This is a genomic window from Streptomyces tricolor (assembly GCF_002155905.1).
GTDB classification, from domain to species: domain Bacteria; phylum Actinomycetota; class Actinomycetes; order Streptomycetales; family Streptomycetaceae; genus Streptomyces; species Streptomyces tricolor.
This window is the reverse complement of the sequence record NZ_MUMF01000203.1, coordinates 1-11,734: the sequence shown is the minus strand read 5'-3', so window position 1 is coordinate 11,734 and position 11,734 is coordinate 1. Positions and strand designations below refer to the sequence as shown.

At 73.3% G+C, this 11,734-nt stretch carries 12 protein-coding genes; 4 read left to right on the top strand and 8 right to left on the bottom strand.

Going from position 1 to position 11,734, the window contains the following annotated elements; translation table 11 throughout:
* On the bottom strand, positions 1-642 hold a 642-nt coding region (locus CCN44_RS15560), incomplete at its 3' end, for a lysophospholipid acyltransferase family protein (RefSeq protein ID WP_086697960.1).
* Between the two features lie 117 nt (positions 643-759).
* On the opposite strand from CCN44_RS15560, the gene CCN44_RS15555 reads away from it, so the two are divergent.
* Positions 760-1,539: an alpha/beta hydrolase gene (locus tag CCN44_RS15555; protein ID WP_059248866.1), complete on the top strand. Its 780-nt coding sequence runs from the start codon at positions 760-762 to the stop codon at positions 1,537-1,539.
* Positions 1,532-2,218 carry a hypothetical protein gene (locus tag CCN44_RS15550; RefSeq protein WP_059248867.1) on the top strand — a complete coding sequence of 229 codons (687 nt, stop codon included), beginning with the start codon at positions 1,532-1,534 and terminating at the stop codon, positions 2,216-2,218. The genes CCN44_RS15555 and CCN44_RS15550 overlap by 8 nt, the downstream gene beginning before the upstream one ends.
* A gap of 78 nt (positions 2,219-2,296) precedes the next feature.
* Here the strand turns inward: CCN44_RS15550 and CCN44_RS15545 are convergent, their stop codons facing one another.
* The 6 genes from CCN44_RS15545 to CCN44_RS15520 form a co-directional block, all read right to left on the bottom strand.
* On the bottom strand, positions 2,297-3,043 hold the full coding sequence (locus CCN44_RS15545) for an endonuclease/exonuclease/phosphatase family protein (protein WP_059248868.1): 747 nt from the start codon (positions 3,041-3,043) through the stop codon (positions 2,297-2,299).
* A 125-nt stretch (positions 3,044-3,168) separates the two neighbouring features.
* Complete coding sequence (locus CCN44_RS15540) at positions 3,169-4,122, bottom strand: ROK family glucokinase (RefSeq protein WP_059248869.1); 954 nt, start codon at positions 4,120-4,122, stop codon at positions 3,169-3,171.
* 67 nt (positions 4,123-4,189) lie between these two features.
* Positions 4,190-4,678, bottom strand: coding sequence for a DUF5304 domain-containing protein (locus CCN44_RS15535; protein ID WP_059248870.1), 489 nt, complete (start codon positions 4,676-4,678; stop codon positions 4,190-4,192).
* A gap of 55 nt (positions 4,679-4,733) precedes the next feature.
* Positions 4,734-5,903 (bottom strand): ArsA family ATPase, encoded by a 1,170-nt coding sequence (locus CCN44_RS15530; RefSeq protein WP_086697958.1) that lies wholly within the window; start codon positions 5,901-5,903, stop codon positions 4,734-4,736.
* Between the two features lie 119 nt (positions 5,904-6,022).
* Complete coding sequence (locus CCN44_RS15525; protein ID WP_059248872.1) at positions 6,023-6,463, bottom strand: SRPBCC family protein; 441 nt, start codon at positions 6,461-6,463, stop codon at positions 6,023-6,025.
* A gap of 122 nt (positions 6,464-6,585) precedes the next feature.
* Positions 6,586-7,383, bottom strand: a complete 798-nt coding sequence (locus CCN44_RS15520) for a metallophosphoesterase family protein (RefSeq protein ID WP_086697959.1) — start codon at positions 7,381-7,383, stop codon at positions 6,586-6,588.
* Positions 7,384-7,713: 330 nt separating this feature from the next.
* Here CCN44_RS15520 and CCN44_RS15515 point away from each other — a divergent pair, with 330 nt between their 5' ends.
* Complete coding sequence (locus CCN44_RS15515) at positions 7,714-9,510, top strand: AMP-dependent synthetase/ligase (RefSeq protein WP_059248873.1); 1,797 nt, start codon at positions 7,714-7,716, stop codon at positions 9,508-9,510.
* A 25-nt stretch (positions 9,511-9,535) separates the two neighbouring features.
* Here CCN44_RS15515 and CCN44_RS15510 read toward each other — a convergent pair whose 3' ends face one another.
* Positions 9,536-10,678 (bottom strand): glycosyltransferase family 4 protein, encoded by a 1,143-nt coding sequence (locus CCN44_RS15510; protein ID WP_059248874.1) that lies wholly within the window; start codon positions 10,676-10,678, stop codon positions 9,536-9,538.
* A gap of 144 nt (positions 10,679-10,822) precedes the next feature.
* On the opposite strand from CCN44_RS15510, the gene CCN44_RS15505 reads away from it, so the two are divergent.
* Positions 10,823-11,734: glycosyltransferase family 87 protein (locus CCN44_RS15505; RefSeq protein WP_086697957.1), on the top strand; the 912-nt coding region annotated here is incomplete at its 3' end.

Sequence of the window (11,734 nt, the reverse complement as noted above, 5' to 3'; positions counted from 1 at the left end):
GGTGGCGTACATGTCGACGTACTCCTGGCCGGAGAGCTTCATGATCTCGTACATGACCTCGTCGGTCAGGGCGCGCAGCACGAACCGGTCGTGCTCCATGCCCTGGTAGCGGCTGAAGTCCATGGGCTTGCCGATGCGGATGCCGGGCCGCATCAGCTTCGGCACGACCTTGCCGGGCGGCTGGATCTTCTCCGTGTCGATCATGGCGACCGGGATCACCGGCGCGCCGGTGGCGAGCGCCACGCGGGCGAGGCCGCCGGGCTTGCCCCGGTACAGCCGCCCGTCCGGCGAGCGGGTGCCCTCCGGGTAGATGCCGAACAGCTCGCCGCGCTCCAGCACCTCTATGCCGCTCTTGATCGCCGCCTCACCGGCGCCGCGCGCCCCGGAGCGGTCCACCGGGAGCTGGCCGACGCCCTTGAAGAAGGCCGCGGTGAGCCGGCCCTTCACGCCCGGGGTGGTGAAGTACTCGGCCTTGGCGATGAAGGTGACCTTGCGGTCCAGCACGGCCGGCAGGAAGAACGAGTCCGAGAAGGACAGATGGTTGCTGGCCAGGATGGCCGGGCCGGTGGCCGGGATGTTCTCCAGGCCCTCCACCCAAGGCCTGAAGGCAACCTTCAGCGGCCCTCCGATGGCGACCTTCATCGTGCCGTACAACACCCGTGTGCCTCCTGTTTCCGTCGGAGAGACCTTAACCCGGAGGACCGTCAATGGGCCCGACGACCCTGGTCGGTGTCAGTGCGGTCGCGTACGGTGAAGCACATGCCAGTTCTCCCCGGAGCCGAGCCGTACCGCCATGAGGGCGGTGAGGTGGGGGTCCTCCTCTGCCACGGCTTCACCGGCTCGCCCCAGTCGCTGCGCCCCTGGGCGGAGCACCACGCGGCCCACGGCCTGACCGTGTCCCTGCCGCTGCTGCCCGGCCACGGCACCCGCTGGGCGGACATGCAGCTCACCACCTGGCACGACTGGTACGCGGCGGTCGACCGCGAGCTGCGCGTCCTCACCGAGCGCTGCTCCCGGGTCTTCGTCGCGGGCCTGTCGATGGGCGGGGCACTGGCCCTCCGGCTGGCGGCCCGGCACGGGGAGCGGGTCGCGGGCGCGGTGGTCGTCAACCCGGCGAACCGGGTGCACGGCCTGTCGGCGTACGCCCTTCCGGTGGCCCGGCATCTGGTGCGGACGACGAAGGGCATCGCCAGCGACATAGCGAAGGAGGGCGCGGCGGAGCTGGGCTACGACCGGGTGCCGCTGCACGCGGCGCATTCGCTGCGGCTGTTCCTGCGCCGGCTGGACGGCGAGCTGCCCCAGGTCACCCAGCCGTTGCTGCTGCTGCGCAGCGCCCGGGACCATGTCGTGCCGGCGGCGGACTCGGCGCGGGTGCTGAGCCGGGTGTCGTCCGTGGACGTCACGGAGATCGTGCTGGAACACAGCTACCACGTGGCGACGTTGGACGAGGATGCGGACCGGGTCTTCGAGGAGAGCCTCGCCTTCATCGGCCGGCTCGCACCCGGTGTCGCCGAGGAAGGGACGGCCGCAGTTGGCTGAGCACGACTCCGACCGTGAGGACCGCGAGGGCCGTGAAGGCCGTGAAGGCCGCGAGGGCCGGGAGGCCCGCGAGCCGGACCGGCAGGAGGTGCCGTTCGACGAGGACGCCGCCTGGCGGGCCATCGTCGCCGGGTACGGCGAGGAGCCGCCGGACCCGCCCGGCGCCCGGCCCTTCAAGTCGGTCGAGGATCTCGCGCTGCTGGAGAAGAAGCCGGAGAAGAACCCGGTGCCGGACGCGAAGGACGCGGCGCCGGACGCGGCGAAGGACCCGGTGCCGGACGCGGAGAGCGTCCCCGGGGGCGACGCGGAGGACTCCGCGGGCCGGCCGGCCGCCCGGCCGCTGGGCGGCTCGGTCGCCTTCGCGCCCGGTGTCGGCCCGCGCGACTACACGGCGCCCGAGCCGTCCGACGACGACTTCGACGCCGACGACGAGGGCCACTTCGTCCCGCCGGAGCCGCCGCCGCTGCCGACCGCGGACACGACCGCCAAGTTCGCCTGGCTCGGGGTGATCGGCGGTCCCGTCCTGCTCCTGCTGGCGGTGCTGCTCGGCTGGGACATGACCTGGTGGCTGTCCACGCTCGGCATCGGCGGCTTCCTCGGCGGCTTCGTGACGCTGGTGACGCGGATGCGGACCGACGACGACGAGGACGACGACCCCGGGCGCGGGGCGGTGGTCTGACGGCGGACCTCGGGCACCGGGCCGCGCCTGCGCCTCGTCCAGGACCTCCCCGTGTCCGAGCGACTGCCGGGACGGCTCTCAGGCGGCCGGGACCCGGAGGGCCGCCAGCACCGGGAGGTGGTCCGTGGCCGCCGCCAGGTCGGCCCGGGTGACGCCCGGCTGGTCCAGCGGGACCCCGCAGCCGAGGACCTCGATGCCCTGGGTGGCGAAGACGGCGTCGATGCGCTGGTGGGGGTCGGCGGGGGTGGAGGTGAACTCGCCGCCCCAGGGAGCGGCCGTACGGCAGTCCTGGAGGGTCTCGGCGAGGCGGCGGAAGGTGCGGCCCTCGGGGCGTTCGTTGAGGTCGCCGCCCGCGACGGCGTGTTCCACGCCGAGCGCGGCGAGGCGCTCCAGGAGCAGGCCGCCCTGGTCGTAGCGCTCGTCCTGCTGGAGGCTCAGGTGGCAGCTGAGCACGCCGAGGCGGGCGCCGCCGAAGCGGACCACCGCCGTGGCGAAGCCGCGCCGGTGGAGGCCGGGGGTGAGCGGCAGGAGGACGTCCTCGGTGCGCTCGACGGTGGCGCGGAGGCTGCACAGGATCGCCGGTCCCGCGGCCGTGGCGCCGCCGGTGAGGATCACCTGGCCGGAGGCCGCGGCGAGACGGGCGAGTTTCTTGCGCCAGCGGAAGAAGCGGGGGGCCTCCTGGAGGAGGACCAGATCGGGGGCGCAGGCGGTGATCACCCTGGCGAGGGCGGAGGTGTCGTCGCGCATCGAGCGGATGTTGTAGCTCAGGACGCGGAGGACGGCGGAACCATCGGGCTCGGTGCGGGAGTTGGGGAGCAGCGCCATGTGGATCAATGTACGCCGGGCGGCTCGGGGCGCGGGGTCATGGGCGGCTCGCGGTTCGTCGTGGCTGGTCGCGCCACGCCGAGGCAGCCGCCCGTCGCGAACGGTTCCCGCGCCCCTCCGGAGCGCTACATGACCGGGTCGGGCTCCCGCGCCAGGTCCGCCGCGCCCACCATGCCGGCCTTGTTGCCCAGCTGCGCCGCGATCACGTCGGCCATCGGGCGCCAGTTGGCGCCGACCAGCCAGCGCTTGTACGACTTGCGGATCGGGTCGAGGACCAGGTCGCCCTCGTCGGAGAGGCCGCCGCCGACGATGAACGCGGACGGGTCGAAGAGGGAGGCCAGGTCGGCGAGGCCGGCGCCGGCCCAGCGGGCCAGCTCGCGGTAGGAGTCCACGGCGACCGGGTCGCCCTGGCGGGCGGCCACGGAGATGTGCTTGCCCTCGATGCCGTCGGGGGTGCCGTCGCCGAGCGCCAGCAGGATCTCGGCGCGCTCGGGGGTGGCGTTGGCGCGCTGCTTGGCGTAGCGGACGAGGGCGCGGCCGGAGGCGTACTGCTCCCAGCAGCCCTGCGAGCCGCAGCCGCAGAGCAGGCCGTCCGGGACCATCCGGATGTGGCCGAACTCGGCGGCCACGCCGAAGTGGCCGCGGCGCAGCTTGTTGCCGATGATGATGCCGCCGCCGAGGCCGGTGCCGAGCGTGATGCAGATGACGTTGCGGTGGCCCTTGCCGGCGCCGAACTTGTACTCGCCCCAGGCGGCGGCGTTGGCGTCGTTCTCGACCACGACCGGGAGGCCGGTACGCGCCTCGACCTTCTCCTTGAGCGGCTCGTTGCGCCAGTCGATGTTCGGCGCGAAGTACACCGTGGACCGCTGCCGGTTGACGTATCCGGCCGCGCCGATGCCCACGCCGACGATCTCGTGCCCGGCGCGCGCACCCTCCACCGCCGAGGCGATGGCGTCCACGATGGCCTCGGGCGTGGTGGGGGTCGGCACCTTGAAGGTCGAGAGGATGTTGCCTTCCTCGTCGACCACGCCGGCCGCGATCTTCGTGCCGCCGATGTCGACGCCGATGGTGAGTCCCATGAATCCCTCAGTTTCGGTCGAGCCCCGCTACGGCCAACCGTACCCGAGGCCCCGCCGTGCGAGGGCTTCAGTCCAGGTCGATGCGTTCCCCCGGACCGGTGCCCTCGCCCGGGTCGCGCCGGTCCGGGCGGTCGTCCGCCGGGTCGGCCGCACGGGAGGTCCAGCGCTGCTCCTGGGCCTGGACGGCGGAGCGGTAGGCGGCGAGCAGCTCGCCGCCGGCCGCGGCGAGGTGGTCGAACACGTCCGGGTTGCGGTCTATGACGGGCTCGACGGCGGCCTTCGCCTGCTGGACGACCTGCCGCACCATCTGCTGGGCGGCGGGTCCGGCGAGGCCGCCGAGAAGCGGTGACGGAAGGCCGGACAGCTTGTCGGCCACCGTGTCCACGAGTTTCTTCAGCTCCTCGGCCGCCGATCCCGGCGGCGAGCCGTGCTCGGCGCGGCGGCGGGCCCGCTCGGCGTCGAGGTCCTCGGCACAGGCCGTGGCCCAGGCGTCGGCGTCGGCCGCCCTCGCCTGCTCCTCCTCGGACGGGTCGGGTGCGGGGCGCTCTTCGCTCATGGCGGCTCCTGACTACGGTTCGCCTTTACGACGTTACCCGAACGGGCGTGCCCGTTCACCGCCCCTTCGCGGGCCACAGGCCGGGGTCGGGGGCGAAGCGGATGCGCAGCTCGCCGTCGCGCAGGCCGGCTCCGGCGACCGTGCAGCGGCGCAGCGCGGAGGGCAGCGGAACGATCCGGCGGAAGGGGCCCACGGTGAGCAGCAGCTCGTCGCCGCGCCGGACGAGGTCCAGTTCGTCCCGTATCGCTCCGGGCAGCGGGAGGTGCCAGACCAGTACGCCGTCCTCGGCGATCCGGTCGGTGACGGGCCACTCGACCGGGGCGCGCGCCGGATTGACGGCGGGTACGGCGAGGGCCGCGAGGTCGTCGGGGCCGTGCGGGTCGCGGCCGAGGTGCGGGACGGGACGGACGTCGTACGACTCCTGCCAGTCGGCGAGCGCCTTGCGCTGCTGGGCGAGGAGCGGGGCGGGCCAGGCGTCGGCGGTGTCGGGCAGCGCGCGGTTGGCGATCAGGGCCTCGGTGGGCAGGCCGCGCAGGGCGAGGCCGAGGGTCGCGGCGCGGACGGCGTCGGCGCCGGCCGGGCCGGGTTCGGCGACCAGGCGTACGGCGGTGTCCCGGTCGGTGAGGACGGCCTCGACGGCGGCCAGTTCGACGTCCCAGCGGGCCGCCGTCTCGTACAGCCAGTCGGCGGGCATCGGGACGCCGGCCAGCCGGCCGAGGACCGGGCGCAGGGCGCGGGCGGCCTGCCGTTCGGGCGGCAGCAGGCGGCGCAGGTAGCGGCGCAGTTCCTCGGGCAGGCCGAGCAGGGCGAGGGCCTGCGGCAGCGGCGGGAGGTCGACGACGAGGAGGTCGTAGCGCTCGGAGAGGGCCGCGTCCCGCAGGGCGCGCAGGAAGGACAGTTCCTCCGCGCCGGGCAGCGGGGTGACCTCCTCGGCGTCCAGGCGGGCGGCACCCAGCAGGTCGAGGACGTTCGCGGCACGGCTCTGGAAGGCGGTGAGGTCCTCGCGGAAGCGGGCGACCGCGTCCGGCCGCCAGGCGGTGAGGTGCGCGGTGACCTCGGTGGGGACCGGTCCTGTCGCGGTGCCCAGGGCGGTGCCGGGGGTGTCGGTGCGGTCGGCGCTCAGCAGGAGGGTGCGGCGTCCCTCGCGGGCGGCTTCGAGCGCGGTGGCGGCGGCGATGGTGGTACGGCCGCTGCCGCCGGGGCCCGTGATCAGGATGGTGCGCATGAGGCTGAACGGTAACGGAGACGCCCCGAGGGGCGCGGTGCGCTGCGCGGCCGGCCACGGCGGACGCGCGGCCGGAGTTCCCCGGGCGCACCCGCGGCGGGCACCCTGGCGGCGGGACCCTAGCGGCCCGACTCCACCCTCTTCTTCAGACCCGCCAGCGCCCGGTCGATGATGACCTTCTCCGCCTTGCGCTTGATCATGCCCAGCATGGGGATCTTGACGTCGACGGTGAGCCGGTAGGTGACCTCGGTGCCGCCCGCGCCGGCCGGCTTCAGCAGGTAGGAGCCGTCGAGGGAGCGGAGCATCTGGGACTTCACCAGGGTCCAGGAGACCTCGTGGTCGCCGGTCCAGGTGTAGGCGAGGGTCTGGTCGTCCTTGATGGCGCCGGCGTCCATCACGAGGCGGACCTGCTGGGCGCGGCCCTGCGCGTCGGTGCCGAGGACCTCCGCCTCCTTCACCTCGCCGGTCCAGTCCGGGTAGCGCGCGAAGTCGGCGATCACCGCCATGACGTCGGCCGGAGCGGCCTCGATCGTGATGCTCGAACTGGTGTGTTCCGCCATCGCCGTGGCTCCTCCAGATGCGGGCCGTCTTGAGAGGTCTGTGTGCGCCGGGCTGCGCACGTGTGTGCAGCGTGAAGGCTACCGCGCCGCCGACCTGCCGCCTTCACCGCGCCTCCGGCGCCTCACCATTCGAGCGCCCAGGGCCTGCCGGTGCCGGCGAAGTGCCCCACGTTCACGCACTCGGTGGCGCCGATCCGCATCCGGCGCGCCAGCGGCTGGTGCACATGCCCGAACAGCGCGTACCGCGGCCTGGTGCGGCGGATGGCGTCCAGCAGGGCCCGGCTGCCCCGCTCGAACCGGCGGGCCACGGTGTCGTAGACCAGTTCGGGCACCTCCGGCGGGATGTGCGTGCACAGCACGTCGACCTCGCCGACGGCCTCGATCTTCGCCGCGTACTCCTCGTCGCTGATCTCGAAGGGGGTGCGCATCGGGGTGCGCAGGCCGCCGCCGACGAAACCGAAGGTCCGGCCGCCGATCTCCACCCGCTGGCCGTCGAGGACCGTGGTGCCGGGGCGGGCGTACTCCGGCCACAGCCGCGGCATGTCGACGTTGCCGTAGGTGGCGTACGTCGGGGTGGGGAACGCGGCGAACAGCTCGGCGTACTGCTTGCGCACGGCCTTCTCGATGGCCGCGGCCCGGTCGGTGCCGATGCCGGCCCACAGCCGGGCGCCGAACTCACGGGCCTCCTCGAAGCGGCGGGCGGTGCGCAGCTCCACGATGCGGTCGGCGTTCTCCTTGCCGAACAGGTCCGGGAAGATGCCGCGCGAGTGGTCGGCGTAGTCGAGGAAGAGGATGAGGTCGCCCAGGCAGATGAGGGCGTCGGCACCCACGCCGGCCCGCGCCAGGTCACGGGCGTTGCCGTGCACGTCGCTGACCACGTGGACGCGGGTCCGCCGGTTGCCGGAGCGTGTGGATGCCATGACGATCAAGCGTAGGCGTGTGCGGTGTAGGTGAACAGTGCCGGTCCGGCCTGCGGTTACTCGCCGGTCGGTTCGGCCGTGGACTACTGTGCGCGAAGGAACGCCCACGTGTGTGACGCAGCGAACATCTCGCCGGGACCCCCTGTCGTAGACGCCATACCGGCGGGTAACGTCCGGGCAGTCCAGTCGTGCTCTGGTTTTCAACATGTGAATCGTCATGCGAATCCGCAGGCGACCGGCATGGGGATCCGGGGCACTTGCCCGAGCCTTGGACCGCACCGTCGCATCGCACAACGTCGTGGCGCCGGCGCCCTAAGAGGAGCAGCAGTCTTGCGCGAGTTCAGCCTTCCGGCTTTGTACGAGGTCCCTGCGGACGGGAATCTGACCGACATCGTCCGCAGAAACGCCGCGCAGCACCCCGACGTCGCCGTCATCGCCCGCAAGGTCGGAGGTGCCTGGCGGGACGTGTCCGCGCGGGAGTTCCTGGCCGAGGTGCGCACCGCCGCCAAGGGTCTGATCGCCTCCGGCGTGCAGCCGGGCGACCGGGTGGGCCTGATGTCCCGGACGCGGTACGAGTGGACGCTGCTCGACTTCGCGATCTGGAGCGCGGGCGCGATCACCGTGCCGGTGTACGAGACCAGCTCGCCGGAGCAGGTGCAGTGGATCCTGGCGGACTCGGGCGCGACCGCCTGCGTCGTCGAACTGGACAACCACGCGGCGGCCGTGGAGTCGGTGCGCGAGTCGCTGCCCGCGCTGAAGCACGTCTGGCAGATCGAGGCCGGGGGCGTGGCGGAGCTGGGCCGGCTCGGGCAGGGCGTGTCGGACGAGACGGTGGAGGAGCGCAGCTCGCTCGCCCGGGCCGACGACCCGGCGACCATCGTGTACACGAGCGGCACGACCGGGCGCCCCAAGGGCTGTGTGCTCACCCACCGCAGCTTCTTCGCCGAGTGCGGGAACGTCGTGGAGCGGCTGCGTCCGCTGTTCCGCACCGGTGAGTGCTCCGTCCTCCTCTTCCTTCCGCTGGCGCACGTCTTCGGGCGGCTGGTGCAGGTGGCGCCGATGATGGCGCCGATCAAGCTGGGCTGCGTCCCGGACATCAAGAACCTCACCGACGAGCTGGCCGCGTTCCGGCCGACGCTGATCCTCGGCGTGCCGCGGGTCTTCGAGAAGGTCTACAACTCGGCCCGGGCCAAGGCGCAGGCGGACGGCAAGGGCGCGATCTTCGACAAGGCGGCGGACACCGCGATCGCCTACAGCAAGGCGCTGGACAGCCCCTCGGGCCCGTCGTTCGGCCTGAAGCTCAAGCACAAGATCTTCGACAAGCTGGTCTACGGCAAGCTGCGCGCGGTCCTGGGCGGCCGGGGCGAGTACGCCATCTCCGGCGGGGCCCCGCTGGGCGAGCGGCTCGGGCACTTCTTCCGCGGCATCGGCTTCTCCGTGCTGGAGGGCTACGGCCTGACCGAGTCCTGTGCGGCGACCGCGTTCAACCCGTGGGACCGGCAGAAGATCGGCACGGTCGGGCAGCCGCTGCCCGGCTCGGTGGTGCGGATCGCGGACGACGGCGAGGTGCTGCTGCACGGCGAGCACCTGTTCAAGGAGTACTGGAACAACCCGGGCGCGACCGCGGAGGCGCTGGCCGACGGCTGGTTCCACACCGGGGACATCGGCACCCTGGACGAGGACGGCTATCTGAGGATCACCGGCCGGAAGAAGGAGATCATCGTCACGGCGGGCGGCAAGAACGTGGCCCCGGCAGTGATCGAGGACCGGATCCGGGCACACGCGCTGGTCGCGGAGTGCATGGTGGTGGGCGACGGGCGGCCGTTCGTGGGCGCGCTGGTCACCATCGACGAGGAGTTCCTGGGCCGTTGGTGCGCCGAGCACGGCAAGCCGGCGGGCGCCACGGCGGCGGCGCTGCGCGAGGACCCGGATCTGCTCGCGGCGGTCCAGGCGGCCGTGGACGACGGCAACGCGGCGGTGTCGAAGGCGGAGTCGGTGCGCAAGTTCCGGATCCTGCCGGCTCAGTTCACGGAGGAGTCCGGGCATCTGACGCCGTCGCTGAAGCTGAAGCGGAACGTCGTGGCCAAGGATTACGCCGACGAGATCGAGGCCCTGTACGCCAAGTAGCCGGCGCCCTTCGGGGCGCGTCGTCCTACAGCAGCGTCTTCAGGTTCTCCGCCAGCAGGTCCCAGCGCCACTTCTCCTCCACCCACCGGCGGCCCCGCTCGCCCATCCTGCGGCGCAGTTCGGGGTCCTGGAGGAGGGCCACGATGCGGTCGGCGGCCTCCGCGGGTGCGCCGCCGCGGACCACCCAGCCGGTCTCCCCGTCCAGGACCGCGTCCGGGGCGCCGCCGGAGTCGCCCGCGACGACCGGCAGGCCGGTGGCGGAGGCCTCCAGGTAGACGATGCCGAGACCCTCCACGTCCAGACCGCCGCGGCGGGTGCGGCAGGGCATGGCGAAGACGTCGCCGGCACCGTAGTGGGCGGGCAGCTCGGACCAGGGCACGGCGCCGGTGAAGCGGACCGAGCCGGCCACTCCCGTCTCCCGGGCCAGACGGCGCAGCTCCTGCTCGTAGGGGCCGCCGCCGACGATCAGCAGGACGGTGTCCGGTTCGGCGGCGAGGATGCGGGGCATCGCCTGGATCAGCGTGTCCTGCCCCTTGCGCCGGACCAGCCGGGAGACGCACACCACCACCGGGCGGTCGGTCAGGCCGAGCCGCGCGCGGACCTCGTCGCCGCCGGAGCCGGGGTGGAAGGTCTTCTCGTCGACCCCGGGCGGCAGCTGGACCATCCGGCCGGCCGCGCCCGGGGAGAGCGCGCTCGCTATCCGCGAGCGGGTGTACTCGCCGAGGTAGGTGATCGTGTCCGTGGACTCCCCGATGCGGCGCAGCAGCTGCCGGGCCGCGGGCAGCTGGGCCCAGCCGGCCTCGTGGCCGTGGGTGGTGGCCACCAGCCGTTCGGCGCCTGCCCTGCGCAGCGCCGGCGCCATCAGCCCGAGCGGGGCCGCCGCGCCGAACCACACCGAGGTGCAGCCGTGCTCGCGGAGCAGCCCGACCGCCCGCCGGGTGGCCTGCGGGGTGGGCAGCAGCATCGTCGTACGGTCGCGTACGACGGTGAAGGGCTGCTCGGCGTCGAAGGCGGCGGTGGCCTCGGCGCCCTCCCGGCCGCGCTTCCAGGTGGAGGCGTAGACGACCAGCCGGCCGGGGTCCAGGCGGAGGGCCATGTTGTGCAGGAAGGCCTGGATGCCGCCCGGCCGGGGCGGGAAGTCGTTGGTGACGATCAGGGTCTTGTGCATCGCCGCCGACCCTACCGAATGGGCCGTCCGCGGCGGGGTCCGGCCGAGTCTGTGGCTTGCGCACAGGTGCGCGGGACATCATGGTCGCTCGAAGCGGATTCGAACGGCAGGGCAAGCGCGGCGAAACGGACGGCAGGGGATCACGTGGAGACGAAGGGTGCCGGGCGATCCCTGGCGTGGCTGCTCGGGACCTGGGGCGTCACGCGTGCGGCACTGCTGCTGTTCGTCTTCCGGGTGTACGCCTTCCCCGGTCCGGACGTCACCTCGGACGTGTCGGTGATCTACCGCGGCTGGTACGAGGTCCTGCGCCAAGGAACGTTTCCGCTGGACGACGTGACCTGGCAGTACCCGCCGGCCGCGGCCCTCCCGGTCCTCTCCCCCGCCGTGCTGCCCTTCCTGTCGTACGCGCACGCCTTCTTCGTGCTGGCCTGCCTGGCCGACGTCGTCGTGCTGGCGCTGCTGGTGCGCGCGGGCGGGCGGCCCGGCCGGTCCCCGCGCGGGGCCTGGGTGTGGGTGGCGGGCGTGCCGCTGCTCGGGCCGACGGTGTACGCCCGCTACGACGTGATGGTGACCGCGGTCGCCGTGGCGGCGCTGCTCGCCGGGGTCCGGCGCCCGCGGGTGATGGGCGCGCTGACGGCGGTCGGGGCGCTGCTGAAGGTGTGGCCGGCGCTGCTGCTGGTCGGTGCGGTGCGGCGGCGGGCGTGGGCGTCGGCGGCGGTGACCGCGGCGGGCGTCGCGCTGCTGTTCACGGTGTCCATGCCGGGCGCCTTCGCGTTCCTGACCTTCCAGCGGGACCGGGGCACCGAGGTGGAGTCGCTGGGCGCCCTGGTCTTCCATGTGGCCCGGCACTTCGGCTGGCGGGGCGAGGTGCTGCTGAACTACGGGTCGATCGAGTTCCTGGGCCCGTACGTGGACCAGGTCAGCACGGCCGCGCTGGCGCTGACCGGGGCCGCGTTCGGCTGGCTGCTGCTGTGGCGGCTGCGCGCGGCCCGTTTCGCGCCGCACACCCTGGCCGACGCGGCGCTGACGGCGGTGCTGCTGTTCACGGTGACCAGC